We start from the raw sequence: 24,346 nt of genomic DNA on the forward strand, positions 1-24,346 counted from the left end.
CTGTTACCGACGGGTAAGAAAAGTCAACCGCCGATGACGTCCCGGCATCCCGTTCGATGTCAGGGGCACAGTCAGTGTTAGTTTGCGCAGGCGTCACCGAATCAGCACGGGTGGGGAGAGCACATGGACACCACACAGCGGACCGATCAGCAGCGGTCCGCCGACCGCCGACGGCGCGAGCTGCTGGAGGCCGCCGACCGGGTGGTGCTGCGCGACGGCCCGCAGGCGTCGATGAACGCGATCGCGGCGGAAGCGGGGATCACCAAGCCGATCCTTTATCGCCACTTCGGCGACAAGGGGGGCCTGTACGCGGCCCTGGCCAAGCGGCACACGGATGCGCTGCTCGATTCACTGCGGGCGGCGCTGGACGCTCCCGCCGAGCGGCGCGAGCGCGTCGAGTCCACCTTGGACACCTACCTCGCGGCGATCGAGGCCAGGCCCCAGGTCTACCGGTTCCTGATGCACCCTGCGGAAGGCAGCGCCGGGGGCGACCAGGGGTTCGACGTCGGCAAGCACTCAGCTCCGCTGCTTCGGCGGATGGGTGAGGAACTGGCTCAGGTCATCGAGGAGCGGGTGGATCTGGGGCCGGAGAGTCAGCAGCTGGCGCGGGTGTGGGGGCATGGGATCGTCGGGATGATGCACGCGGCCGGGGACTGGTGGCTGGGGGAACGGCCTTGCAGCCGGGCCGAGTTGGTACGGTCTCTCGCGGATCTGCTGTGGGGGCGCCTCGCGGCCGCGGGGGACAGGATGGGCGGTCCCGGGTTCTGACGGTCGTTTGCCGGGTGCGGGCGCGCGGGGGTTGCTCGAGCAGTTCCCCGCGCCCGTTGGGTGAGTCCCGTCACCGGCGCCAGGAAGCCCGCTTGACCTGCCTGGCCAATCTGCGCCGGCGCCAACCCGTCAGGTGATCCGCGTACACCCGGCCCTCCAGGTGGTCCCACTCGTGCTGCAAGCATCTGGCGAAGAACCCGGTGCCGTGCACGGTGACCGGCTCCCCGGTCACCCGGTACCCCTCGACCACCGTATGATCGTAGCGCTCGGTCCCCGCTTCCAGGCCCGGCAGGGACAGGCAGCCCTCCGGGCCCCGGATCACCACGCCGTCCGTCTCCACCATGCGCGGGTTCACCACATGCCCGAGATGCCGCACATCGTCATCATCCGGGCAGTCGTAGACGAACACCCGCAAAGGCACCCCCACCTGATTCGCCGCCAGGCCCACCCCCTGGGCCGCGTACATCGTGGCGAACAAGTCCTCCACGAGGTCCGCCAATTCGGGGCCGAAGTCGGTGACCTCCCGGCAGGGCTCGTGCAGAGCAGTGTCTCCGAGCAGGGAAAGAGGCCGGACTCGCCCGTGGGCGCCCGGGATCGTGCCGTGTCGCATAGCGGCAAGGGTACGGTTCCTTCAGCTCATGCCCGCCGCACTGGCGTGGGCCGGGATTCGGGTGTGCGAATGGATCTCGATAGGCTTCAGGTCCACACCACGTTGCCGGATGGCCCCAGGCGCGGCGCGTACGCAAGGAGGATCGAGAACTGATGGCAGGCAACTCGGACCCGCTCTCGCCGCGGGCCAAGCTGGCCGTGACCGCGGGCAAGGCGGTCGCTGCGGCATCACGCGCCGCGGGGCGTGGCAGCGGGTCGGTGATCGGTGGCCGGGTCGCGCTGAAACTCGACCCCGATCTGCTCGGACGGCTCGCCCAGAACCTGGACGTCGTCCTGGTGTCCGCCACCAACGGCAAGACGACGACGACCCGGCTGATCGCCGAGGCGCTGCGCGCCGCGGGCCCGGTCGTGTCGAATGCCCTCGGCGCCAACATGCCGGCCGGTATCACCTCCGCGCTCGCGGGCGGCTCGGACGCGAAGTTCGGTGTCATCGAGGTCGACGAGAAGTACCTGGCCGGTGTGGCCAGGGACACCAGCCCCAAGTGCATCGCCCTGCTGAACCTCTCCCGCGACCAGCTCGACCGCGCCGCCGAGACCCGGATGCTCGCCGAGAACTGGCGCGAGGGACTCGCCGGCTCCAAGGCCGTCGTCGTCGCCAACTGCGACGACCCGCTGGTGGTGTGGGCCGCGTCCTCCTCCCCGAACGTGGTCTGGGTCGCGGCCGGGCAGATGTGGAAGGACGACGCCTGGTCCTGCCCGTCCTGCGGTGGCGTGATGCAGCGCCCGGGGGACGACTGGTTCTGCGGTGAGTGCGGGTTCCGGCGGCCCACGCCGACCTGGGCGCTGTCCGGGGATCACGTGCTGGACCCGCACGGGTCCGCCTGGCCGATCCATCTGCAGCTGCCGGGCCGCGCCAACAAGGCGAACGCGGCCAGCTCCGCCGCGGTCGCGGCCGTCTTCGGGGTGCCGCCCCAGGTCGCCCTGGAACGGATGTACCAGGTGCAGGCCGTGGCCGGACGCTATGACGTCGTCCAGTTCCAGAACCGTGATCTGCGGCTGCTGCTGGCCAAGAACCCGGCCGGCTGGCTGGAGACGTTCTCCCTGATCGACCCGCCGCCCGCCCCGGTGATCCTGTCCGTGAACGCCCGCGGAGCCGACGGCACCGACACCTCCTGGCTGTGGGACGTCGACTACACCCGGCTGACCGGCCACCCGATCTTCGTCATCGGTGACCGGAAGCTGGACCTCGCTGTCCGCCTGGAGGTCGCGAACCAGCACTTCCAGGTCTGCGAGGACCTCGACCAGGCCGTGCAGATGTGCCCGCCGGGCCGTATCGAGGTCATCGCGAACTACACCGCGTTCCAGGACCTGCGCCGCCGCGTCGGCAACTGATCTTCGAAGGGCGATCACCTCATGAGCGACAACCAACTGCGGCTGGTGTGGATCTACCCGGACCTGCTGAGCACCTACGGCGACCAGGGCAACGCCCTCGTCGTGGAGCGCCGGGCGCGCCAGCGCGGCCTGGACGTGGCCCGGCTCGACGTGCGCAGCGACCAGCCGATCCCGACCTCCGGCGACATCTATCTGATCGGCGGCGGCGAGGACCGCCCGCAGCGGCTCGCGGCCGAGCGGCTGCGCCGTGACGGGCATCTGCAGCAGGCGGTGCAGAACGGCGCGATCGTCTTCTCCGTCTGTGCCGGCTACCAGATCCTCGGCCACGAGTTCGTCAACGACCTCGGCCAGCGCGAGCCGGGCCTCGGCCTTCTCGACGTGGTCTCGGTGCGCGGCGAGGGCGAGCGGTGCGTCGGTGACGTGCTCGCCGACATCGACCCGCAGCTCGGGCTGCCGCAGCTGACCGGCTTCGAGAACCACCAGGGTGTCACCCACGTCGGCCCGAGCGCCCGGCCCTTCGCCCATGTGAAGGCCGGCAGGGGCAACGGCACCGGGGACGGCACGGAGGGCGCGTACAACGGGACCGTCTTCGGTACGTACATGCACGGCCCGGTCCTCGCCCGCAACCCGCAGATCGCCGACCTGCTGCTGAAGCTGGCGCTCGACGTCAACGCCCTGCCGCCGGTCGACGACCGCTGGTACGAGGCGCTCCGCGACGAGCGCATCTCGGCGGCCCAGCAGCCCGCGTGAGCACAGCTGCGCAGCACCCCGCGTCAGTGCCGCTCCAGCGGGATTCCAACGGGTTCCGGCAGGCTCGCGGCGGGCCCGCCTGACAGGCCGTCCGCTCACATGTGCGGGCGCGTCCAGCAGGCGGACGCCCGCTACGGAGCCACCCCCTCACGCCGGTAGGGTGGCCGGGAATCCGCCGGACAACGTGGTCCGGTTACCCGGCCCACGTTGAGAAGGTATTCGGGCTATGCGCATTGGTGTCCTCACGTCCGGCGGCGACTGCCCCGGCCTGAACGCCGTCATCCGGTCCGTCGTGCACCGTGCCGTCGCCGACCACGGCGACGAGGTCATCGGTTTCCGGGACGGCTGGAAGGGCCTCCTGGACTGCGACTACCTCAAGCTCGACCTCGACGCCGTGGGCGGCATCCTGGCGCGCGGCGGCACCATCCTCGGCTCCTCCCGGGTCCAGCCCTCGCACCTGCGGGACGGCGTGGAGCGGGCGAAGGGCCATGTCGAGGAGCTCGGCCTGGACGCGATCATCCCGATCGGCGGCGAGGGCACGCTGAAGGCGGCCCGGCTGATGTACGACAGCGGGCTGCCGATCGTCGGCGTGCCGAAGACCATCGACAACGACATCGCCGTCACGGACGTCACCTTCGGCTTCGACACGGCCGTGGGAGTGGCGACGGAGGCGCTGGACCGGCTGAAGACCACCGCCGAGTCCCACCAGCGCGTCCTGGTCGTGGAGGTCATGGGCCGGCACACCGGCTGGATCGCCCTGCACTCCGGCATGGCGGCCGGCGCCCACGCCATCGTCGTCCCGGAACGGCCCTTCGACATCGAGGAGTTGACGGCGAAGGTCGGGGAGCGGTTCGACGCGGGCAAGCGGTTCGCGATCGTGGTCGCGGCCGAGGGGGCCAAGCCGAAGGCCGGCACGATGGACTTCGACGAGGGCGGCAAGGACATCTACGGCCACGAGCGCTTCGCCGGCATCGCCCGGCAGCTGTCGGTCGAGCTGGAGCACCGGCTCGGCAAGGAGGCGCGGCCGGTGATCCTCGGGCATGTGCAGCGGGGTGGTACGCCGACCGCCTATGACCGGGTGCTGGCGACCCGTTTCGGCTGGCACGCGGTGGAGGCCGTGCACCGCGGTGAGTTCGGCCGGATGACCGCCCTGCGCGGGACCGACATCGTCATGGTGCCGCTGGCGGAGGCCGTGGAGACCCTGAAGACCGTTCCCGTGGAGCGGTACGACGAGGCGGAGTGCGTCCTGTAGTTCACCCGAGAACAACCCGCCCCCGGTCACAGCCGTGACCGGGGGCGGTTCTACTCTTGGGGCGGACAACTCGCACAACCCCCACGAATCAGGAGCCGCCGGATGGATCACAGCGGGCACGGCATGATGATGGATCTGCCGCCGTTCACGCTGGGGCGGGGGCTCCAGTGGTCCGCGGATCCCTTCTTCCTCGTGGCCTGCCTGCTCGGGCTGGGTCTGTACGGCTGGGGTGTGGTACGGCTGCGGCGGCGCGGGGACGCGTGGCCCGTCGGCCGCACGGTGGCGTACGTCGTCGGTGTGCTCACCGTCGGCCTGGTGATGTGCACCAGGCTGAACGACTACGGCATGGTCATGTTCAGCGTGCACATGGTGCAGCACATGATCATCAGCATGCTGTCGCCGATCCTGATCCTGCTCGGCGCGCCGGTCACGCTGGCGCTGCGGTCGCTGCCGACCGCCGGCCGGGGCCGCAAGGGCCCGCGCGAGCTGCTGCTGGCGCTGCTGCACAGCCGCTACATGCGGGTCATCACCCACCCGGCGTTCACGATCCCGCTGTTCATCGCGAGCCTGTACGCGCTGTACTTCACCCCGATCTTCGACTTCCTGATGGGGTCCAGGGCCGGGCACGTCGCGATGATGGTGCACTTCCTCGCGGTCGGGGTCGTCTTCTTCTGGCCGATCATCGGTGTGGATCCCGGTCCGCACCGGCCGGGGCATCTGATGCGGATGCTGGAGCTGTTCGCCGGCATGCCGTTCCACGCCTTCTTCGGCATCGCGCTGATGATGGCGTCGACGCCGATGGTGGAGACGTTCAGGAACCCGCCGGCCTCGCTCGGCATCGACGCGCTGTCCGACCAGAACGCGGCCGGCGGTATCGCCTGGGCGTTCAGCGAGATCCCGTCCGTGCTGGTGCTGATCGCGCTGCTGTTCCAGTGGTACGGCTCCGAGCAGCGGCAGGCCAGGCGCAAGGACCGGGCCGCCGACCGGGACGGTGACAAGGAGCTGGAGGCGTACAACGCCTATCTGGCCTCGCTGAACGCCCGCGAGGGTTAGCCGGAGCCGTCCCCTCCGGGCGGGATCGGGGGCACCATGGTCAGGGACGGACCATGAGGAGGGTGTCGCGATGCCCGGTTCCACGAACGGTTCCACCAAGGCGATGGGGGCTCTCACGGTCGGCGGACTCGTCGTCGTGACCGCCTACACGGTCGCCCTCGGCAGCAACGGCTGGCTGTGGTTCGGCTGGGTGGTGCTGGGTCTGCTGACGCTCGCCATGGTCGTCGCACAGTCGTGAGGTCCGCCGGCCCGCGGGTCTGACCTACAGTGCCCGCATGAACAGCAGGACTCCCTCGTTCGACGACCTCGACCGCAAGATCATCACCGCGTTGATGGCGAACGCCCGCACCAGCTTCGCCGAGATCGGCGCGGACATCGGGCTGTCCGCGACGGCGGTCAAGCGGCGCGTCGACCGGCTGCGCGAGACCGGGGTGATCACCGGGTTCACGGCGACGGTGAAGCCCTCGGCGCTCGGCTGGCGCACCGAGGCGTACGTCGAGGTCTACTGCGAGGGCGCGGCCCCGCCACGGCGGCTGGCGGAGGTCGTGCGCAACCACCCGGAGATCGCGGCGGCGATGACGGTCACCGGGGGCGCCGACGCGCTGCTGCACGTGCGGGCGCGGGACGTGGAGCACTTCGAGGAGGTGCTGGAGCGGATCCGTGTCGAACCGTTCATCCGGAAGACGATCAGCGTGATGGTGCTGTCCCACCTCCTCCCGGAAAGCCCGGAAGCGGGCGCCACTCATGCGGCGCCGGAATGACCGGAAGTATGCGCAGGACCAGTGCGCGAAACGGCTGAAGAACGCAGCGATGCTGCGCATTCGCGCAGGAATTTTTGCTTGTCGGCCGTCTGCCTCCCTTTCTACCGTGGATCACACCCAAGTGACACACAGCAAAGCGGAGGAAGCCCTCTGTGTCCGAAAACCGTGTACAGCGCCCTCGGCGCTTTCTCGTCTGTGAACCCAGACATTTCGCCGTGCAGTACGCGATCAATCCGTGGATGCATCCCGACAGGCCCGTCGACGTGGACCTGGCCCGGGAGCAGTGGCAGACGCTGATCCGCGCCTACCGCGCCCACGGGCACACCGTCGACGCGCTCGAGCCGGTCCCCGGACTGCCCGACATGGTCTTCGCCGCCAACGCGGCGTGCGTGGTCGGCGGCCGGGTCTTCGGCTCGCTGTTCCACGCGCCGGAGCGGCGTCCGGAGTCGGCGCACTACGACACCTGGTTCAAGGCGGCGGGCTACGACGTCTACCGCCCCGAGTCGGTGACCGAGGGCGAGGGCGACCTGGTGTGGACGGGCCGGTACGTGCTCGCCGGCACCGGTTTCCGCACCACGCGCGAGGCGCACCGGGAGGCGCAGGAGTTCCTCGGCCACCCGGTGATCGGCCTGACCCTGGTGGACCCGTACTTCTACCACCTGGACACGGCGCTGTTCGTCCTCGACGAGGACAACATCTGCTACTACCCGGAGGCGTTCTCGGCGGGCAGCCGTGAGGTGCTGCGCCGGCTGTACCCGGAGGCGGTGCTCGCCACCCGGGAGGACGCGATGGCGTTCGGCCTGAACTCCGTGTCCGACGGCCGCAACGTCTTCATCGCGCCCCGCGCCGAGGCGCTCGCCGACCGCCTCGCCGGCCACGGTTACGTCCCCGTCCCCGTCGACCTGTCCGAGTTCCACAAGGCAGGCGGCGGCATCAAGTGCTGCACCCAGGAGATCCGCTGATGACCGCACCCGCGCGCACCCGTACGTCCGCCGACCTGATCCGCGCGGAGGGGCCCGTCCTCGCGCACAACTACCACCCGCTGCCCGTGGTGGTGGCCCGGGCCGAGGGCGCCTGGGTGGAGGACGTCGAGGGCAACCGCTATCTCGACATGCTCGCCGGATACTCGGCGCTCAACTTCGGCCACCGGCACCCGGCACTGATCGAGGCCGCGCACCGCCAGCTCGACCAGCTGACCCTCACCTCCCGCGCCTTCCACAACGACCGGCTCGCCGGGTTCGCCGAGCGGCTCGCGGAACTGACCGGCCTGGACATGGTGCTGCCGATGAACACCGGCGCCGAGGCGGTGGAGAGCGGCATCAAGGTGGCCCGCAAGTGGGCCTACGACGTCAAGGGCGTCCCGGCCGACCGGGCGACGATCGTGGTCGCCGCGGACAACTTCCACGGCCGTACGACCACGATCGTCAGCTTCTCCACGGACGAGACGGCCCGCACGGGCTTCGGGCCGTTCACGCCCGGTTTCCGGATCGTGCCGTACAACGACCTGGCCGCCCTGGAGGAGGCCGTCGACGAGACGACGGCGGCGGTGCTCATCGAGCCCATCCAGGGCGAGGCCGGCGTCATCATCCCGGACGACGGCTATCTGGCGGGGGTACGGGAGCTGACTCGGCGCAAGGGCTGCCTGTTCATCGCGGACGAGATCCAGTCGGGCCTGGGCCGCACGGGCCGTACCCTCGCCGTCGAGCACGAGGACGTCGTCCCGGACGTGGTGCTGCTCGGCAAGGCGCTCGGCGGCGGGATCGTCCCGGTGTCGGCGGTGGTGGCCCGGCGCGAGGTGCTGGGGGTGCTGCACCCGGGCGAGCACGGCTCGACCTTCGGCGGCAACCCGCTCGCCGCCGCGGTCGGCACGGCCGTGGTGGAGCTGCTGGAGACCGGCGAGTTCCAGCGGCGGGCCGCCGAGCTGGGCGTGATCCTGCGGGACGGGCTGACCGAGCTGGTCGGCAAGGGCGTCCTCGGCTTCCGGGCGCGCGGGCTGTGGGCGGGCGTCGACGTCGACCCGGCGATCGGTACCGGCCGGGAGGTCAGCGAGCGGCTGATGCGGGAAGGGATCCTGGTGAAGGACACCCACGGCTCCACGATCCGGCTGGCGCCCCCGCTGACCGTCACGGCGGAGGAGCTGCGCTCCGCGCTCGCGGCACTGGAGAAGGTGCTGGGTTCCTGAGCTCGGCGGGGGGCGGCCGTACGCCGCCCCCCGTTCCCCGTGCCCACCCGATGGCCGAAGGGTGAGGATGGAGACATGGGGTGGTAGACCACTCTCAGCGACAGAGAGGTCGGCCGTGGGCACTCACGAGGAGCGGGACGTCGCCCGGCACCGGTTCGACGTGGCCGACGCCGCGCCCCTGCTGCTCGACGCACAGGGCGTGGTGACCGGCTGGACGCCGGACGCCCAGCGGCTGCTGGCGTACCCGGCCGCCGAGGTGGTGGGCACCGGGGTGACCGGCCTGCTGTCCGCCGCGGACGCCGCGCGGGTGCCCGAGCTGGCCGAGCGGTGCCGCAGGGACGGCGGCTGGGCGGGGCTGCTGACCGCACGGCGCAAGGACGGGCAGCGGGTCCCGGTGATGGCGCGGGTCACTCCGGCGGTGGAAGCCGGTGGTGCCCCGCACTGGCTGGTCCTGCTCTCCGACATGTCCGGGGCGCGGGGCTGGGACATGAGCCGTGCGGTGCTGGAGCAGATGGTGACCGACTCCCCCGTCGGCATCGCGATCGTGGACACCGATCTGCGCTGCGTGTGGTCGAACCCGGCCCTGGAACGGTACGGCGGCGGCTCGGCGCGGGAGCGGATGGGGCGCCGGCTGGCGGAGATCCAGCCGGGCATCGACTCCGCGGGTATCGAGGCGCAGATGCGGCGTGTGCTGGAGACCGGCCGGCCGATGGTCGGGTACGAGCATGTGGGCCAGGTGCGGTCCGCGCCGTACCGGGAGACGGCGCACATGATGTCGTTCACCCGCCTCGACGACGACCGGGGCCACCCGATAGGCGTGTACTACACGGTCGTCGACATCACCGAGCGGTACCGCGCCCGGCAGCGCCTCGCCCTGCTCGACCGGGCCGGTGAGCAGATCGGCCGCAGCCTGGACATCGTGCGGACCGCGCAGGAACTGGCCGACGTGGCCGTGCAGGACTTCGCCGACTTCGTCAGCGTGGACCTGCTGGAGTCCGTGCTGCGGGGCGCGGAGCCCGAGCCGGTGCCGCTCAGCGACACGGATCAGGTGCCGCTGCGGCGGGCCGGGCACCAGTCGGTCAACCCCGGGGTCCCGGAGGCCGTCGCAGGGATCGGCGAGGTGGCCACCTACCTCGCCGGATCGCCCCCGGTCCGCTGTCTGGCCACGGGCCGGTCCTGGCGCGAGGAACGGCTCGACCCGCTGGCCAGGGAGTGGGCCACGGACCTCCTGGCCGGCCGGGAGGCGACGTTCCTGGAGCTGGGCCTGCACAGCGTGATGATCGTGCCGATCCGCGCGCGGGGCGTCACGATGGGCGTCACCTCCTTCTTCCGGCGCCGTCGTCAGGAGCCGTTCGACGAGGACGACCTGAGTCTCGCCGAGGACCTGGTGTCCCGGGCGGCGGTGTGCGTGGACAACGCCCGCCGCTACACCCGCGAGCGGGAGGCGGCCCTGGTCCTGCAGCGCAGCCTGCTGCCGCACCTGCTGCCCGAGCAGGACGCGGTGGAGGTGGCCGCCTGCTACCGGCCGGCCGACGAGCTGACCGGCCTGGGCGGCGACTGGTACGACCTCATCCCGCTGTCCGGGGCGCGCGTGGCCCTGGTCGTGGGCGAGGTGCCGGGCCACGGGATCGACGCCGCCGCGGCCATGGGCGGGCTGCGTACCGCCGTACGCACCCTCGCGGCGCTCGACCTGCCGCCCGAGGAGGTCCTCGCGCACCTCGACGACCTGGTGGCGCGCACGGCCCGTGAGGAGGGCGCGCCACCCCTGGAGGGTGCCGGCCTCCCGGCGGCGGGCCCCGGGTGCGTGTACGTCGTCTACGACCCCGTCGACGGGCAGTGCACGATGGCCTCCGCGGGCCATCCCGCGCCCGCCGTCGTCCTGCCCGACGGCACCGTCGGCTTCGTCGGCCTCCCGCAGGGATCGCCGCTCGGGGTGGACGGTCCGCCCTTCGAGGCGGTCGAGCTGACCCTGGCCGAGGGCAGCACGCTGGTCCTGCACACCGACGGGCTGCTGGCCCGCGGGGGCGACGACGGGACCGGCGGCGCGGACCGCGACCGGCTGCGCCGCGCCCTGGAACGGCCCGCCTCCTCGCTCGATCTGCGCTGCCGGGCCGTGGTCGACGCCCTGGTCCCGGACCGGCCGTACGACGATGTGGCCCTGCTGATGGCCCGCACCAGACTGCTGGGCGCCGACCGGGTCGCCGACTGGGACCTGCCCGCCGACCCGGCCGTGGTCGCCGACGCCCGCAAGGAGGCCGACCGGCAGCTGGCCGAGTGGGGTCTGGAGGAACTGGCGTTCACCACCGAACTGGTCGTGAGCGAGCTGGTCACCAACGCCATCCGGCACGCGGAGGGGCCCGTCCGGCTCCGGTTGATCAGGGACCGGGCCCTGATCTGCGAGGTCTCCGACAGCGGCGCCACCGCACCCCATCTGCGCCATCCGCGCACCACGGACGAGGGTGGGCGCGGACTGCTGCTGGTCTCCCAGTTCACCCAGAGGTGGGGAACCCGCTTCGTGCCCGGGGGGAAGGTCATCTGGGCCGAACAGTCCCTGACGGATCCGCCGGACTGACGTGCACGGCGCACACAGGCGGCGTATGACGTAGGAAACCGGGGGACGTTCCGGCGGATGGGCGGTAGCCATGAACGATGCGGCCATCGACTACGCGAGGGTGTTCCAGGCACTGCCGGGCGCGGTGGCGCTCCTGACACCCGACCTGGTCTTCGCGGACGCCAACAAGGAGTTCCTGCGGGTGGCCGGGCGCGCCCGCGAGCAGGTCGTGGGGCGCCATCTCTTCGACGTCTTCCCGGACAATCCGAATGAATCCGGCGCGTCGGGCATGCGTAACCTGGCGGCCTCGCTGCAACGGGTCGCGATCACCGGCGAGCGCGACGCCATGGCCCTGCAGCGGTACGACATGGAGGACCCCGAGCGGCCCGGGGAGTGGGAGGAGCGCTACTGGAGCCCGGTCAACGCGCCGGTGTCCGGACCGGACGGGAGGGTGCTGCTGCTGGTCCACCGGGTCGAGGAGGTCACCGAGCTGATCCGGGCGCGCGGCGGGCCCACCGGCAGCCCGGCCCGGGTTCTGGAGGCCGAGCTGTACACCCGCGCCCGTGAGCTGCAGGAGCTGAACGAACGGCTGCGCCAGGCCCACGCCCGCGAGCGCGAGGTCGCCCTCGCCCTGCAGGAGGCGATGCTCCCCGCCCGCCGGCAGGTCGGCCACCACAACGCCGCGGTGCGCTACCGGCCCGCGGTCGGCGCGCTGAACGTGTGCGGGGACTGGTACGACCTCGTCGACCTGGTGGGCGGCCACCGCATCGGCGTGGCCGTGGGCGACGTGGTCGGCCACGGTCTCGAGGCGGCCGGGGTCATGGGCCAGCTGCGCAGCGCGCTCAGTGCCGCCTCCCGGGTGGCCGCGGGACCGGCCGAGGCCCTGAACGTCCTGGGGCGGTACGCGCACGTCGTCGACGGCGCCGAATCGGCCACGGCCGTCACGACGTTCATCGACCTCGACCAGCACACGATCAGCTACAGCAGCGCGGGGCACCCGCCGCCCGTCCTCGTCCACCGCGACGGCCGTGTGGACTTCCTCGACCAGGCCACCGACCCGCCGCTCGACGCCCGCCCCGACCCGATCCCCCGGCCCGAGGCCCGCACGTCCTACGCCGAGGGCGCGACCCTCGTCCTCTACACCGACGGTCTGGTCGAGCGCCGCGGCGAGGACATCGACACCGGTCTGGCCCGCCTCGCCGGCTCCCTCGCCCGCCACCGCGAGAAGGACCCCGAGGGTCTCGCGGACGCCGTCCTCCTGGAGCTACTGCCTCCCGGGGGCGCCACCGACGACACGGCGCTGGTCATCGTGCGGCTGTGACCGCACGTGGTGGGGCGGGGGCACAGGCCCCCGCCCGTCGTCCGTCAGCTCTTGCCGAGGAGCTTGTTCATCTCCTGGATCTCGGCGTTCTGCGCGGTGACGATCGCGTCCGCCATGGTCCTGGCAGGCCCGTAGGCGCCCTTCTTCTTCTCCGTGCCGGCCATCTCGACGGCGCCCTGGTGGTGCTCGACCATCATGGACAGGAACTTCGTGTCGAAGTCCGCGCCCTTGGCCTTCTTCAGCCCGGCCATGTCACCGCCACTCATCATTCCGGACATCCCGGGCATGCCAGACATGCCGGAGTGCCCCGAGTGGCCCATGCCGGCCATGGGCACCTGTTCGCCCCAGGACGTGAGCCAGCCGGTCATGGTGCGGATCTCGGGATCCTGTGCCTTCTCGATACGGGTGGCGAGGTCCTTCACCCGCGCCGAGGAGGCCCGGCCGTCGGCGAGCTTCGCCATCTCCAGGGCCTGCCGGTGGTGCGGGATCATGCCCTGCGCGAACGCCACGTCCTGGGCGTTGTGAGCGGTGCGGGCCGATGCGCTCGGGGAGGCCGACGGGCCGTGGGCGGCGCGGCCGTCGCCGTCACCGCCGCCACCGCAGGCGGTGAGGACGAGGGCGGCGGTCGCGGCCACCGCGGCCAGGGCGGCACGGCGCGTCGAAGTACGGCTGATCATGCTGGAACTCCTGTGATTTCTCATGGGTTTGGGGCACGCGTGGGCACGACCACGAGCGGTCCGCCGACAGGCGGGCGGCTGTGGCCGGCGGGGCCCTCTAGATCCGCAGGAGCTGGAGTTCGGCCAGGGAGGGTGGGGCGCGGGCGTCATCCGGTGCCGTGACCACGCGGGAACGCGGGCAGTGGGCCGGTGCGGGAGCCGTCACGGGGTCGGGAACGAGTGCGGGCAGCTGGGGACCGCCGTTCACCGCGCCCGAGGCGCAGGTGGGGTCCGCGTGGTGCGGATGGCTGCCGCCGCAGTGGCCGTCGCCGCCCGGACAGTCGTCCTGCGCGGAGACGGCGACGACGCCGGTGAGATGAGCGGACCGAGCGTGCTCCGCCCGTCCCATGCCTCCGCCGGGCGCCAGGGCGTGCATGCCCAACAGCCCGGCCAGCACCGCGAGCACGAGCAGCGCACGCCACCGCCGCTGCGGCGGGTGCGGGGCGTGCGGCGCGGTGCTGGACATCGGCAACATCGTACGGGGACGCACGGCGGCCCGGGCGGAGGGGGCTCAGCAAAACGTCAGCGGTACTCCCGAGCGTTCACCAGGCGCGTCGCTGATCGGCCCAGCGTATTCTCCGGGTTCTTGCCCGGGAAGAATCCACCAGAAGAGCGATTCACCGTTTACCGGTTTTCCATTGCCGAATACAGCAGGATCGAAGCGGAAGCAAGCATCGCATGTTTGTCAGTGATGAATGATATCGGGCCACGCTGTGCCATCGGGGTGATGTGTACTGACCAGTAGCAGCAGGCTGTTCCGGCGATCACCCGCGCCCCACGTGGAACACCAGTCAATACTTTCCCTGACGCGGCGGTTGAGCCGATCCGCTGGAGGAGGAGCGACCCCTTGTTCTATTACCTGCTCAAGTACGTACTGCTGGGCCCCCTGCTGAGACTGGTCTTCCGGCCCCGGATCGAGGGGCTGGAGAACGTGCCGGCGACCGGCCCCGCTATCGTCGCCGGAAACCATCTGTCGTTCTCCGACCACTTCCTGATGCCGGTGATGCTGAAACGACGCATCACCTTCCTCGCGAAGGCGGAGTACTTCACCGGCCCGGGGCTCAAGGGCCGGCTCACCGCGTTCTTCTTCCGCAGTGCCGGACAGATCCCGGTGGACCGCTCGGGCAAGGAGGCGGGTCAGGCGGCGATCCGCGAGGGCCTCGGCGTGCTGGGCAGGGGCGAGCTGCTCGGTATCTATCCGGAAGGCACCCGTTCGCACGACGGCAGGCTCTACAAGGGCAAGGTCGGCGTCGCCGTGATGGCGCTCAAGGCCGGGGTGCCGGTGGTGCCGTGCGCGATGATCGGCACGTTCGAGGCCCAGCCTCCCGGAAAGGTCGTCCCGAACATCCGCCCCGTCACCATCCGCTTCGGCAAGCCCCTCGACTTCTCCCGCTATGCCGGCCTGGAGCAGGAGAAGGCCGTCCTGCGGGCGATCACCGACGAGATCATGTACGCGATCCTGACGCTGTCCCAGCAGGAGTACGTCGACGAATACGCGGCGGTCGTCAAAGCGGCACAGGCGGCGCAGGCGGCCGAGAAGAAGGAACGCAGGTTCCCGCGGGCGCCGCTGAGCTGACCTCTGCCGTCGGCAGAAGGAACGTGCCCCGGGCTGACCGCGTGCCTAGGCTCGCCGTATGAAAAGGGCTGTGGTGATAGGTGCGAGCGGGCAGATCGGCCGTCCGACGGTGGCCGCGCTGGTGCGGGACGGGTGGGAGGTGACAGCCGCCTCGCGGAGCGGCGGCCGGGACGAGGCGTGGGACGAGGGGGTACGGACGGTGCGGCTGGACCGCGCCGACGACGCGGCCCTGGCCGCGGTGGTCGGCGACGGCTGCGACCTGCTGGTCGACATGGTCGCCTACGACGACGCGCACGCTCGGCAGTTGACGTCGCTGGCGGGCCGGATCGGCTCGGCGGTCGTGGTCTCGAGCGTGTCGGTGTACGACGACGGCTCGGGCCGGAACTTCGACACGGCGCACGAGCCGGGCGGCTTCCCCGCCTACCCGGTCCCGGTCCCCGAGACACAGCCGACGGTGGCACCGGGCGAGGCGTCGTACAGCACCCGGAAAGTCGCGCTGGAGCACGAACTCCAGGCTGCGGCCGACGAGTTGCCGGTCACCGTACTGCGCCCGGCCGCGGTGCACGGGCCGTACAGCCCGCTCCCCCGCGAGCTGTTCTTCGTGAAACGGAATCTGGACGGCCGGCGCGGTCGGGTGCTCTGCTACCAGGGTGAGAGCCGGTTCCATCCGTCGAGCGCGCGGAACATCGCCGAGCTGGTGCGACTGGCGGCGGCCCGGCCCGGTACCCGGGTGCTCAACGCCTGTGACGGCGAGACGCCGACGGTCGCCGGGATCGGTGCGGCGGTCGACGCGGTGATGGGCGTGGAGACGCGGACGACGCTGGTCGACGGGCCTCCCGAGGGCTCGGTCGGCAAAACGCCCTGGTCCGTTGCGCGCCCGGTCGTCTTCGACATGTCCCTCGCGGAGCGGGAGTTGGGCTACCGGCCGGTGGTGTCGTACGCCGACAGCCTGCCGGAGACGGTCGAGTGGCTGACCGGTGTGCTGTCGGGGCGCGACTGGCGGGAGTGCTTCCCGCTGCTCGCCCGGGCGTATCCGGACCTGTTCGACTACGCGGCGGAGGACGCCTGGTTCGCGGCATGAGCGAGGGGCGGCCGGTGGATCCGGCCGCCCCTCGTCACCGTAGGAACGCCGTTACGGCTTGGGCGTGGCGTGCGGGGTGCAGGTCACGTCCGCGGCGTCCAGCTTGCCGTCGAGCAGGTAGGCGTCGACGCGCTGGTTGATGCAGGGGTTGACCAGACCGGTCACACCGTGGGAGCCCGCGTCCTTCTCGGTGATCAGCCGGGAGCCGGCGAAGCGCTTGTGCAGTTCGACGGCGCCCTCGTAGGGGGTGGCGGCGTCCCGGGTGGACTGCACGATCAGCACCTGCGGCAGACCCTTGTGGGTCTTCACCTGGACCGGGGTCTGCTGCTTGGCCGGCCAGGTGGCGCACGGCAGGTTCATCCAGGCGTTGGCCCAGGTCATGAACGGGTAGTCCTGGTTGAGCCGGGTGTTGTCCCGGTCCCACTTCTTCCAGCTGGTGGGCCACTTGGCGTCGGTGCACTCGACGGCCGTGTAGACCGCGTTGCCGTTCTCGGCGGTGATGTTGCCGGCCGTGTTCGACAGGTCGGGGGCGGCGGCGTCGACCAGCGCCTTGGTGTCACCGGCGACGTACTTGCTGAACACCGTGGCGACCGGCACCCACGAGGAGTCGTAGTACGGCGCGCTCTGGAAGAAGGAGATCAGCTCGGCCGGGCCGACGACCCCGCCGATGGGGTTCTTCTTGGCGGTGGCGCGCAGCTCGAGCCACTTGGCCTGGACGGCGGCGCGGGTGGTGCCGAGGTGGAAGGCGGCGTCGTTGGCGGCGACCCAGTCCTCCCAGTCCTTCCAGCGGCCCTCGAAGGCGATGTCCTGGCCCAGGTTGGCCTGGTACCAGATGTTCTCCCGGGAGGGGTTGACCACGCTGTCGACGATCATGCGGCGCAGGTGGCCCGGGAAGAGGGTGCCGTACACGGCGCCGAGGTAGGTGCCGTAGGAGACGCCGAGGTAGTTGAGCTTCTTCTCACCCAGGGCGGCGCGGATGACGTCCAGGTCGCGGGCGGTGTTCGGCGTGGTCATGTGCGGCAGCATCGCGCCGCTGCGCTCGGCGCAGCCCTCGGCGTACTCGCGGGCCAGCTTGCGCTGCGCGGTCTTGTCCGCCTCGGTGTCCGGCACCGGGTCCATCTTCGGCGCCTTGACGAACTCCTGCGGGTCGATGCAGGAGATGGGGGCGGAGTGGCCGACGCCGCGCGGGTCGAAGCCGACGAAGTCGTAGGCCTTGGCGACGTTCGCCCAGACGGGGTTCTTGTTGGTGACCCGGGTCGGGAAGCGCATCCCGGAACCGCCGGGACCACCCGGGTTGTAGACGAGCGAGCCCTGACGCTCGCTCTGGGTGCCCGTGTTGCCGATACGGTCGACGGCGAGCTTGATCTGCTTGCCGTACGGGTGGGCGTAGTCCACGGGCACGGTGACCCAGCCGCACTGGATGGGCTTGGCGAACCCCCAGTCGGCCGGGCAGTCCTGCCAGTCGATGCCGGCCTTGGCGGCGCGGGCGGCGGCTACCTCGGCGCCCTTGGCCTCGCGGTCCGGGCCCGGCCGTCCGGCGGCGCCGGCCGCGGGCGCCGAGACGACGCCGGCGATCAGGGTGGCGGTGACGAGCGCTCCGGCCGAACCGAGCGCCAGCAGGCGGCTCTTCGGTCTGTTCTCCCTCAAGTGGGCCCCTCCCCCTACATCTGCATCTCTGCGAGTGGTCAGGCGGGGATCCTTTCGGCTGTGAGCCGCCGGAGACCAGGGGTGGCCCTGTATCTTTACCAATCCGATAACCGGACGATCATGTTCGGTCGCGCTGTGCGGGGCGCGCCTCAGCCGAGGTCGGCCAGTGCCTCGTCCAGGACTCGTCGTAGCCGCAACGCGTCGGGGGCGACGGCGCTGACCAGGACCGCGGGGCCCGCCAGCGGTATCAGTGCGGCGCACTCGCCCAACATCCGCGCCTCCACCGGATGTTCCGCGAACTGAGGCCGAACGACGACCAGTTGACCGACCGCGCGGTGCCCCGCCAGCACCGCCGGGCCGTCCCAGCCGCCCGGGGCGCCGGGGCCGCAGGACAGTTCCTGGTCCAGTACCGTCCGGCCCGCGACCCGGACGGTCAGCCGGCTGGTGAGGCGCCCCGGTTCCTCTCCCGCCCGGCCGAGCACCTGCTCCTCGCGCAGGACCAGCCGGGCGCCGGCGGCCAGTTCGGCCCGCGTGGTGACGTACAGGTCGCTGCCGCGGGCCGAGATCAACTGCTCGGGCAGCCAGCGCAGTTCGGCGTCGTCGGCCACATCGAGCCGTACGTCGTAACGGGCCTCGCCCTTGGTCTGGCCCGGCAGGGCGAGGGTGGCGGCGGCCGAGCCGACGTGCAGCCGGGCACCCTCCTCCACCCGGGCGGTGAGTGCGAAGCGGTCCCCGCCGAGCGGGCCGCTCATCGCGCCGACCACCATGACCTTGGCCTCGCTGCCGTTGGCGCGGGTGCGGCGCAGGGCCAGCGGGCCCTCGCCGTCCAGCACGGGCAGCGCGGTGCCGCCGCGGCCGTCGGCGCGGGCGACGATCCGCGCGTCCGCCCGGACTCCGGTACTGGTCATGCCGTCCACGTGGTGATCCGCTCCCGCACCCACGCGGCCACGCCGGCCACACCGGTCTCGCCGCGCAACGACTGGAACACCACCGGCAGTTGCGCGCGCTGGGCCTTGGCGTCGGCGGCCATCCGGGCGAGGTCGGAGCCGACGTACGGGGCGAGGTCGGTCTTGTTGACGACGAGCAGGTCGGCCGTGGTGACGCCGGGCCCTCCCTTGCGCGGGATGTCGTCGCCGCCGGCCACGTCGATCACGAAGATCTGTGCGTCCACCAGGCCTTTGGAGAAGGTCGCGGTGAGGTTGTCACCGCCGGACTCGACGAGGATCAGGTCGAGCGGGCCGACCGCTTCCTCCAGGTCCTCCACGGCTTCGAGGTTGGCGGAGATGTCGTCGCGGATCGCGGTGTGCGGGCAGGCGCCCGTCTCCACGGCCGTGATCCGCTCGGGCGGCAGTACGGCCTCCCGGAGCAGGAACTCGGCGTCCTCACGGGTGTAGATGTCGTTGGTGACGACGGCGAGCGACAGCTCGTCGCGCAGGGCCCGGCAGAGCGCGGCGACGGTCGCGGTCTTCCCGGACCCGACGGGCCCGCCGAGCCCGATGCGCAGGGCGCGCCGGGTTCCGTCGGGGCGGTGGGCGTCGGCGCTCACGGCGGCGGGACCGGTGTGGGGGTGGTCGAGGTGCATGTACGGCTCCTATGTGACGAGGCGCGTCCCCTCAGCCCGTCTGGGGTCCCCCTGCTGGGGGAGCTCGAGGACGAGGCCGTTCAGGCCGGCCGGGGGTCCAGGGGGCAGAGCCCTCTGGCGGGGTCGAAGGGGCGGGGCCCCTGGAGGACGGGAAGGGTAGGGCGGCGGGGGCGGGACTCTTCAGGACGCGAACAGCCGCACCGGCCAGGCCGCATGCCACTCAGCGCCGATTTCCAGCAGGGGCCCCGACGCCGCCGGCAGCGCGTCGACACCCTCGTCGAGCACCCCCCGTGCCGCCTCCACCGCCGTATCCGCGACGCGATCCAGCTCCGGCGCCAGCCGGGCCAGTACGCCCGTCGCGTCGAACGGGTCCAGGCTCAGCAGTCGTACCGTGGCCGTCGCCGGTCCGCTCACGCTCTCGTACACCGCGCAGTACGCCGCATCCTGCGGCGCCAGCCCAGCCGCTCGCGCCGCGAGCCCGAGCACCACAGGCTGGTGAGCGCCCCTGGGGAACTCCCGGGCCAACGCGTCGAGTTCCGGCGACGGCCAGCTTCTCCGCACCGCCCTCAGCAACTGTCGGCCAAGGCGACGCGCAGCAACACGCAGCGCGGGCGACGGCGTACGGGCATCCGCCGCGGCGTCCAACTCCCTTGGGTCCGCTCCGAGTACGGCGGCCGCCGCGAGTGCTCCCGCGACCAGCCCGGCGGTGTGCAGCCGGCCCCGGCAGAAGTCCTCCAGGGTCGCGGCTGAGGTGATCCGGCCCGCTTTGACGGCGGCCTCCGCCCCGCCGGAGTGCGCGTGCCCTCCGGCGGGGAAGCGGCCGTCGGCCAGGACGAGAAGTGCTGCCCGTGACATCGCGACCCCGTCAGAACAGGAAGTAACGCTGGGCCATGGGCAGTTCGGCGGCCGGGGTGGCCTCGACCAGTTCGCCGTCGATGTGCACGGCGAAGCTGTCGGGGTCGATCCGGACGTCGGGCCGGGCGTCGTTCTCGCGCATGTCGGCCTTGGTGACCGCGCGCGTGGACTCGATCGCCACGAACCGCTTGCCGAGCCCCAGCCGCTGCGGCAGCCCGTCCTCGATCGCCGGCTCGGCCACGAAGTTGACCGAGTTGGCGGCGGGGGCGCGGCCGATCGCGCCGTACATCGGGCGGGGCAGGATCGGCTGCGGGGTGGGGATGGAGGCGTTGGCGTCGCCCATCTGCGCGTAGGCGATCTGCCCGCCCTTGATCACGAGCAGCGGCTTGACCCCGAAGAACGCGGGCTCCCACAGCACCAGGTCGGCGAGCTTGCCGGCCTCGACGGAGCCGATCTCGGCGGCGAGCCCCTGGGCGAGCGCCGGGTTGATCGTGTACTTGGCGACATAGCGCCGTACCCGGTGGTTGTCCGCGCGGCCGTCACCCGGCAGCGCACCCCGCCGGCGCTTCATCACGTGCGCCGTCTGCCAGGTGCGCAGGATCACCTCACCGACGCGGCCCATGGCCTGGGAGTCGGAGGAGATGATCGAGATCGCGCCGAGGTCGTGCAGGACGTCCTCCGCGCCGATGGTGGACGGCCGGATCCGGGACTCGGCGAAGGCCAGGTCCTCGGGGACCGCCGCGTTGAGGTGGTGGCACACCATCAGCATGTCGAGGTGTTCCTCGACGGTGTTGACGGTGTACGGCCGGGTCGGGTTGGTGGAGCTGGGCAGCACGTTGGGCTGCGAGACCACGGTCATGATGTCCGGCGCGTGCCCGCCGCCGGCGCCCTCGGTGTGGTACGAGTGGATGCCCCGGCCCGCGATCGCGGCGAGGGTGTCGCCGACGAAGCCCGCCTCGTTGAGTGTGTCCGTGTGGATGGCGACCTGGATGCCGGTGCGGTCGGCGACGGTCAGCGCGGCGTCGATGACGGCCGGGGTCGAGCCCCAGTCCTCGTGCAGTTTCAGGCCGACGGCGCCGCCGCGGATCTGGGAGAGCATCGCCTCGTGCGAGACGGTGTTGCCCTTGCCGAGGAAGCCGACGTTGACCGGGTAGGCCTCCATCGCCTCCAGCATCCGGGCCAGGTGCCAGGGGCCGGGCGTGACGGTGGTGGCCTTGGAGCCCTCGGCGGGGCCGGTGCCGCCGCCGACCAGGGTGGTGATGCCGGAGGCCAGCGCCTCGTCGGCGACCTGGGGGCAGATGAAGTGGACGTGCGCGTCGATGGCGCCGGCGGTGAGGATCCGCCCGTTGCCCGCGATGATCTCGGTCTCGGGGCCGATGACCAGGTCGGGGTGAACGCCGTCCATGGTGTCGGGGTTGCCGGCCTTGCCGATCGCGGCGATCCGGCCGTCGCGGATGCCGACGTCGGCCTTGACGACGCCCCAGTGGTCGACGATGACGACGCCGGTGACGACGGTGTCGGGGGTGCCCTCGGCGCGGGTGGCGCGGGACTGGCCCATGGACTCGCGGATGACCTTGCCGCCGCCGAAGACGGCCTCGTCGCCGGAGGCGCCGGGTCCGCCGGAGCGGTCCTCCTCGATCTCGATGAGCAGGTCGGTGTCGGCGAGCCGGATGCGGTCACCGGTGGTGGGGCCGAACAGGTCGGCGTAGGCGCCGCGGGAGATCTCAGGCATCGAGGGCACCTCCGGTCTCCCCGCGCAGCCCCGGCACGATCCGGGCGCCGCCCAGGGGCACGAGTTCCACGTCGACGGGGATACCGGGCTCGAAGCGCACCGCGGTGCCGGCGGCGGCGTTCAGCCGCTTGCCGCGGGCCGCGGCACGGTCGAACTCCAGGCCGGGGTTGGCCTCGGCGAAGTGGTAGTGGGAGCCGACCTGGACGGGCCGGTCGGCGGCGTTGAGGACGGTGAGGCGGGTGACCTCACGGCCCTCGTTGACGTGGACGGGGTCGTCCGCGAACAGGATCTCTCCGGGAATCACCGCGGCCCCCTTCAGATGATCGGCTCGTGGACGGTGACGAGCTTGGTGCCGTCCGGGAAGGTGGCCTCGACCTGGACGTCGTGGATCATCTCGGGGACCCCGTCCATGACGTCGTCCCTGCTGAGGAGCTTGCGACCGGAGGACATGAGTTCGGCGACCGTACGGCCGTCACGCGCGCCCTCGAGGATGTGCGACGTGATGAGGGCGACCGCTTCCGGGTGGTTGAGCCGGAGCCCACGGGCCCGGCGCTTCTCGGCCACGTCGGCCGCCACGTGGATGAGCAGCCTCTCTTGCTCGTGCGGGGTCAGTTGCACGTCCCACCTCACAGTCCTCGCTCCGGACCGTGCGGGGTCCGGCTGCCGCAGCCATCACGACGGGATAGGTGTAACACACAGACAAACGCCCGGATCGTCGTCAATCCGGGCAGAAAAACCCCTGATGGCGTGGATCGGCAGGCTAGAACGCCGGAGTTTCAGCGACGTTAACCAGACCTTGATCCACCGATGACCGCGCGATGGGACCCCCGATACCCGCGCCGGTCACGACACGCCGGGACCGCGATGCTCGGCGGCGATCCCGAACCGCCGCTGTTCACGCGGGACGGAACCGGCCTCACGGACACCGGAGACCGAGCTGATGACCCGCTCCTCGACCCGCTCCTCGACCGGCTCCTCGGCCGGCTCGTCGAGCGCGTCCAGCCGCTCCAGGTCGGCGGCCGAGACCAGCGCGACCAGCGGCTTGCCGTGCCGTGTCACGACGACGCGCTCACCGCCGTACACCACCCGGTTGATCAGGTCGGCGAGCTCAGCCCTGGCTTGGGTCACCGGAATCTCGTAGGCCATACCGCCATCGTACGTCAGGTACGTAATGTACATTTTTTACAGAGCCGAGCGCTGTACGTCAACTCCCCGGGCGGCTCGTTCAGCGCACTGACGGCCCCGTCTACGACACGATGCGCTACGTCGGTTGCGACGTGGTGACCTACTGCCTGGGCCAGGCCGGGTCCCCCGCCGCGCTGCTGCTCGCGGCCGGCACACCGGACAAACGGTTCGCGCTGCCCGGCGCGCGCATCGTGCTCCAACAGCCCCGGCTGCCCGAGCCGGTGCGGGGCCAGCCCAGCGATCTGCTCATCCAGGCCGAGGAACCGGCACGGATGCGCGCGCTGACGGAGGAGATGCTCGTACGGCACACCGGGCGCACGGCACGGGAGGTACACCGCGACCTGGAACGGGACGTGATCCTGGACGCCCCCGCGGCACTGGCCTACGGTCTGGTGGACGGCATCGTGCCCGGCCGGCGGAGCACGCCCGGCGCACCGGACGCGAGGTGAGCCGCCGATGCCGCCGGAACCGCCGCCCCTGCCCGCACTGACGCGCGCCGGAGGAGATCTGATCGTCCGTTACCTGGAGACGGTCGACCTGCTGGGCAGGACCAATCCGGGGCGGGACGGGGGCACCTACGGCGGGCCGCGCGCTGCCCGGGCGCCGGTGTGCAAGGCCGCAGAGCCGCGTGACGCCCTCGCGTTGATGCACCGGCGGGGCGAGCCGGAGCTGCGCGGGGACACGCCGGCACGGGCCTTGCGGGTGCCGGACGGTGCACGCCGCACCGCTCGCGTCACGCTCCCGACCGACGCCGTCGGGTGATCCGGACGCCCGACCAGCCGGACGGACCCGGGTGTCGACACGCGCCGTTCGGGACGGACCCGAAACTCCCCGAACGGCGTACCCCCGACCGACGTATATCCAGAGCGTTCCACGGGCCTTCCGACTTGCGCACCGCGCGGGTCGAAAGCACGGAAGACGAGGCTCCGCCCCAGGTCGGCGGCTACGACCGGGATGTGACGGTGCCTCGAACGCACCCCTGTCCACTCGAACGGGTGAGTGGTGAGTAACGCCACAAATACTCGGATCCGTTGGGATTTTCAGACAGCTGTGAGTGAAGATCCCTGTCTGACGACAAGCCCCCGCCACAACGGCGGGGCGGTCCGGGCGGACGCCGAGTCCTGCCGCCGCCCGGATGACCGGTCGACAGGAGTGGATCGGCAGGAGTGGAGGACCCAAGCAAGTCGGGTCGCCGGAACGGATGTTCGTCTGTGGTCACAGACGGCCGGACGTTCCGAGCAGCCCTTGGGGTGAAGCCGCGACGCGGCCGGGCAACTTCGCCAGCCCGAATCCGACAGGTCATCCTTCACAGGCGGCTGACGAAGGGTTGCGC

General features: G+C 71.5%; 25 protein-coding genes, 1 pseudogene and 1 riboswitch. Of the genes and pseudogenes, 15 read left to right on the forward strand and 11 right to left on the reverse strand.

Annotated elements, in window-relative coordinates:
• Window positions 1–123 precede the first annotated feature (123 nt).
• Window positions 124–768, forward strand: a complete 645-nt coding sequence (locus ACZ7GZ_RS18255; RefSeq protein WP_471025149.1) for a TetR/AcrR family transcriptional regulator — start codon at window positions 124–126, stop codon at window positions 766–768.
• Between the two features lie 70 nt (window positions 769–838).
• Here ACZ7GZ_RS18255 and def read toward each other — a convergent pair whose 3' ends face one another.
• Window positions 839–1,378 (reverse strand): peptide deformylase, encoded by a 540-nt coding sequence (gene def / locus ACZ7GZ_RS18260; RefSeq protein WP_471025150.1) that lies wholly within the window; start codon window positions 1,376–1,378, stop codon window positions 839–841.
• Window positions 1,379–1,530: 152 nt separating this feature from the next.
• Between def and ACZ7GZ_RS18265 the strand changes: the two genes are divergently transcribed.
• The 10 genes from ACZ7GZ_RS18265 (at window position 1,531) to ACZ7GZ_RS18310 (ending at window position 12,639) form a co-directional block, all read left to right on the forward strand.
• A complete protein-coding gene (locus ACZ7GZ_RS18265) occupies window positions 1,531–2,769 on the forward strand; it encodes a DUF1727 domain-containing protein (RefSeq protein ID WP_471025151.1) in 1,239 nt (412 codons plus the stop codon).
• Between the two features lie 21 nt (window positions 2,770–2,790).
• The gene (locus tag ACZ7GZ_RS18270) at window positions 2,791–3,519 is read left to right on the forward strand and encodes a type 1 glutamine amidotransferase (RefSeq protein WP_471025153.1); all 729 of its coding nucleotides are present in this window, start codon (window positions 2,791–2,793) and stop codon (window positions 3,517–3,519) included.
• A gap of 226 nt (window positions 3,520–3,745) precedes the next feature.
• Window positions 3,746–4,771, forward strand: coding sequence for a 6-phosphofructokinase (locus tag ACZ7GZ_RS18275; RefSeq protein ID WP_471025154.1), 1,026 nt, complete (start codon window positions 3,746–3,748; stop codon window positions 4,769–4,771).
• A 102-nt stretch (window positions 4,772–4,873) separates the two neighbouring features.
• A complete protein-coding gene (locus ACZ7GZ_RS18280; protein WP_471025156.1) occupies window positions 4,874–5,824 on the forward strand; it encodes a cytochrome c oxidase assembly protein in 951 nt (316 codons plus the stop codon).
• Window positions 5,825–5,894: 70 nt separating this feature from the next.
• On the forward strand, window positions 5,895–6,062 hold the full coding sequence (locus tag ACZ7GZ_RS18285; protein WP_471025157.1) for a hypothetical protein: 168 nt from the start codon (window positions 5,895–5,897) through the stop codon (window positions 6,060–6,062).
• Window positions 6,063–6,099: 37 nt separating this feature from the next.
• Window positions 6,100–6,585 carry an Lrp/AsnC family transcriptional regulator gene (locus ACZ7GZ_RS18290; protein WP_363220966.1) on the forward strand — a complete coding sequence of 162 codons (486 nt, stop codon included), beginning with the start codon at window positions 6,100–6,102 and terminating at the stop codon, window positions 6,583–6,585.
• Between the two features lie 152 nt (window positions 6,586–6,737).
• Window positions 6,738–7,547: a dimethylargininase gene (gene ddaH / locus ACZ7GZ_RS18295; RefSeq protein ID WP_471025159.1), complete on the forward strand. Its 810-nt coding sequence runs from the start codon at window positions 6,738–6,740 to the stop codon at window positions 7,545–7,547.
• Window positions 7,547–8,767, forward strand: coding sequence for an ornithine--oxo-acid transaminase (gene rocD, locus ACZ7GZ_RS18300; protein WP_471025160.1), 1,221 nt, complete (start codon window positions 7,547–7,549; stop codon window positions 8,765–8,767). Before ddaH ends, rocD begins: the two co-directional genes overlap by 1 nt.
• Before the next feature lie 115 nt (window positions 8,768–8,882).
• A complete protein-coding gene (locus ACZ7GZ_RS18305) occupies window positions 8,883–11,339 on the forward strand; it encodes a SpoIIE family protein phosphatase (protein ID WP_471025162.1) in 2,457 nt (818 codons plus the stop codon).
• Window positions 11,340–11,409: 70 nt separating this feature from the next.
• Window positions 11,410–12,639: a PP2C family protein-serine/threonine phosphatase gene (locus ACZ7GZ_RS18310; RefSeq protein WP_471025163.1), complete on the forward strand. Its 1,230-nt coding sequence runs from the start codon at window positions 11,410–11,412 to the stop codon at window positions 12,637–12,639.
• A gap of 44 nt (window positions 12,640–12,683) precedes the next feature.
• Here ACZ7GZ_RS18310 and ACZ7GZ_RS18315 read toward each other — a convergent pair whose 3' ends face one another.
• Both ACZ7GZ_RS18315 and ACZ7GZ_RS18320 read right to left on the reverse strand, forming a co-directional pair.
• Entirely contained in the window at window positions 12,684–13,316 is a 633-nt protein-coding gene (locus ACZ7GZ_RS18315; RefSeq protein ID WP_471025165.1) for a DUF305 domain-containing protein, read from the reverse strand.
• A 97-nt stretch (window positions 13,317–13,413) separates the two neighbouring features.
• The gene (locus ACZ7GZ_RS18320; RefSeq protein ID WP_471025167.1) at window positions 13,414–13,821 is read right to left on the reverse strand and encodes a DUF6153 family protein; all 408 of its coding nucleotides are present in this window, start codon (window positions 13,819–13,821) and stop codon (window positions 13,414–13,416) included.
• A 381-nt stretch (window positions 13,822–14,202) separates the two neighbouring features.
• On the opposite strand from ACZ7GZ_RS18320, the gene ACZ7GZ_RS18325 reads away from it, so the two are divergent.
• Complete coding sequence (locus ACZ7GZ_RS18325; protein WP_471025169.1) at window positions 14,203–14,931, forward strand: lysophospholipid acyltransferase family protein; 729 nt, start codon at window positions 14,203–14,205, stop codon at window positions 14,929–14,931.
• A 58-nt stretch (window positions 14,932–14,989) separates the two neighbouring features.
• Window positions 14,990–16,012, forward strand: a complete 1,023-nt coding sequence (locus ACZ7GZ_RS18330; RefSeq protein WP_471025171.1) for an NAD-dependent epimerase/dehydratase family protein — start codon at window positions 14,990–14,992, stop codon at window positions 16,010–16,012.
• Window positions 16,013–16,063: 51 nt separating this feature from the next.
• On the opposite strand, the gene ACZ7GZ_RS18335 is transcribed toward ACZ7GZ_RS18330, so the two are convergent.
• The 8 genes from ACZ7GZ_RS18335 to ACZ7GZ_RS18370 form a co-directional block, all read right to left on the reverse strand.
• The gene (locus tag ACZ7GZ_RS18335) at window positions 16,064–17,659 is read right to left on the reverse strand and encodes an alpha/beta hydrolase (RefSeq protein ID WP_471025173.1); all 1,596 of its coding nucleotides are present in this window, start codon (window positions 17,657–17,659) and stop codon (window positions 16,064–16,066) included.
• Window positions 17,660–17,808: 149 nt separating this feature from the next.
• On the reverse strand, window positions 17,809–18,567 hold the full coding sequence (locus ACZ7GZ_RS18340) for an urease accessory protein UreD (RefSeq protein WP_471025175.1): 759 nt from the start codon (window positions 18,565–18,567) through the stop codon (window positions 17,809–17,811).
• Window positions 18,564–19,241: an urease accessory protein UreG gene (ureG, locus tag ACZ7GZ_RS18345; RefSeq protein WP_471025177.1), complete on the reverse strand. Its 678-nt coding sequence runs from the start codon at window positions 19,239–19,241 to the stop codon at window positions 18,564–18,566. Before ureG ends, ACZ7GZ_RS18340 begins: the two co-directional genes overlap by 4 nt.
• A gap of 180 nt (window positions 19,242–19,421) precedes the next feature.
• On the reverse strand, window positions 19,422–20,096 hold the full coding sequence (locus ACZ7GZ_RS18350; protein ID WP_471025178.1) for an urease accessory protein UreF: 675 nt from the start codon (window positions 20,094–20,096) through the stop codon (window positions 19,422–19,424).
• A 10-nt stretch (window positions 20,097–20,106) separates the two neighbouring features.
• Window positions 20,107–21,828, reverse strand: coding sequence for an urease subunit alpha (locus ACZ7GZ_RS18355; protein WP_471025180.1), 1,722 nt, complete (start codon window positions 21,826–21,828; stop codon window positions 20,107–20,109).
• The gene (locus tag ACZ7GZ_RS18360) at window positions 21,821–22,132 is read right to left on the reverse strand and encodes an urease subunit beta (RefSeq protein ID WP_471025182.1); all 312 of its coding nucleotides are present in this window, start codon (window positions 22,130–22,132) and stop codon (window positions 21,821–21,823) included. Before ACZ7GZ_RS18360 ends, ACZ7GZ_RS18355 begins: the two co-directional genes overlap by 8 nt.
• A gap of 11 nt (window positions 22,133–22,143) precedes the next feature.
• Entirely contained in the window at window positions 22,144–22,446 is a 303-nt protein-coding gene (locus tag ACZ7GZ_RS18365; protein WP_031160134.1) for an urease subunit gamma, read from the reverse strand.
• A gap of 225 nt (window positions 22,447–22,671) precedes the next feature.
• Complete coding sequence (locus ACZ7GZ_RS18370; protein WP_471025185.1) at window positions 22,672–22,974, reverse strand: type II toxin-antitoxin system Phd/YefM family antitoxin; 303 nt, start codon at window positions 22,972–22,974, stop codon at window positions 22,672–22,674.
• A gap of 51 nt (window positions 22,975–23,025) precedes the next feature.
• Here ACZ7GZ_RS18370 and ACZ7GZ_RS18375 point away from each other — a divergent pair.
• Together ACZ7GZ_RS18375 and ACZ7GZ_RS18380 are read left to right on the forward strand one after the other, a co-directional pair.
• Window positions 23,026–23,462: pseudogene (locus tag ACZ7GZ_RS18375) on the forward strand (ATP-dependent Clp protease proteolytic subunit); the annotation flags it as partial.
• A 7-nt stretch (window positions 23,463–23,469) separates the two neighbouring features.
• On the forward strand, window positions 23,470–23,775 hold the full coding sequence (locus ACZ7GZ_RS18380) for a hypothetical protein (protein WP_471025186.1): 306 nt from the start codon (window positions 23,470–23,472) through the stop codon (window positions 23,773–23,775).
• Between the two features lie 418 nt (window positions 23,776–24,193).
• Window positions 24,194–24,343: riboswitch (cyclic di-AMP (ydaO/yuaA leader) on the forward strand.
• Window positions 24,344–24,346: the final 3 nt, after the last annotated feature.

Source organism: Streptomyces sp. NPDC037288, from assembly GCF_055603265.1.

Coding starts and splice junctions, on each gene's coding strand:
- ACZ7GZ_RS18255 (WP_471025149.1), top strand. CDS start 124: ATGGACACCACACAGCGGACCGATCAGCAGCGGTCCGCCGACCGCCGA.
- def (WP_471025150.1), bottom strand. CDS start 1,378: ATGCGACACGGCACGATCCCGGGCGCCCACGGGCGAGTCCGGCCTCTT.
- ACZ7GZ_RS18265 (WP_471025151.1), top strand. CDS start 1,531: ATGGCAGGCAACTCGGACCCGCTCTCGCCGCGGGCCAAGCTGGCCGTG.
- ACZ7GZ_RS18270 (WP_471025153.1), top strand. CDS start 2,791: ATGAGCGACAACCAACTGCGGCTGGTGTGGATCTACCCGGACCTGCTG.
- ACZ7GZ_RS18275 (WP_471025154.1), top strand. CDS start 3,746: ATGCGCATTGGTGTCCTCACGTCCGGCGGCGACTGCCCCGGCCTGAAC.
- ACZ7GZ_RS18280 (WP_471025156.1), top strand. CDS start 4,874: ATGGATCACAGCGGGCACGGCATGATGATGGATCTGCCGCCGTTCACG.
- ACZ7GZ_RS18285 (WP_471025157.1), top strand. CDS start 5,895: ATGCCCGGTTCCACGAACGGTTCCACCAAGGCGATGGGGGCTCTCACG.
- ACZ7GZ_RS18290 (WP_363220966.1), top strand. CDS start 6,100: ATGAACAGCAGGACTCCCTCGTTCGACGACCTCGACCGCAAGATCATC.
- rocD (WP_471025160.1), top strand. CDS start 7,547: ATGACCGCACCCGCGCGCACCCGTACGTCCGCCGACCTGATCCGCGCG.
- ACZ7GZ_RS18310 (WP_471025163.1), top strand. CDS start 11,410: ATGAACGATGCGGCCATCGACTACGCGAGGGTGTTCCAGGCACTGCCG.
- ACZ7GZ_RS18315 (WP_471025165.1), bottom strand. CDS start 13,316: ATGATCAGCCGTACTTCGACGCGCCGTGCCGCCCTGGCCGCGGTGGCC.
- ACZ7GZ_RS18320 (WP_471025167.1), bottom strand. CDS start 13,821: ATGTCCAGCACCGCGCCGCACGCCCCGCACCCGCCGCAGCGGCGGTGG.
- ACZ7GZ_RS18330 (WP_471025171.1), top strand. CDS start 14,990: ATGAAAAGGGCTGTGGTGATAGGTGCGAGCGGGCAGATCGGCCGTCCG.
- ACZ7GZ_RS18340 (WP_471025175.1), bottom strand. CDS start 18,567: ATGACCAGTACCGGAGTCCGGGCGGACGCGCGGATCGTCGCCCGCGCC.
- ureG (WP_471025177.1), bottom strand. CDS start 19,241: ATGCACCTCGACCACCCCCACACCGGTCCCGCCGCCGTGAGCGCCGAC.
- ACZ7GZ_RS18350 (WP_471025178.1), bottom strand. CDS start 20,096: ATGTCACGGGCAGCACTTCTCGTCCTGGCCGACGGCCGCTTCCCCGCC.
- ACZ7GZ_RS18355 (WP_471025180.1), bottom strand. CDS start 21,828: ATGCCTGAGATCTCCCGCGGCGCCTACGCCGACCTGTTCGGCCCCACC.
- ACZ7GZ_RS18370 (WP_471025185.1), bottom strand. CDS start 22,974: ATGGCCTACGAGATTCCGGTGACCCAAGCCAGGGCTGAGCTCGCCGAC.
- ACZ7GZ_RS18380 (WP_471025186.1), top strand. CDS start 23,470: ATGCCGCCGGAACCGCCGCCCCTGCCCGCACTGACGCGCGCCGGAGGA.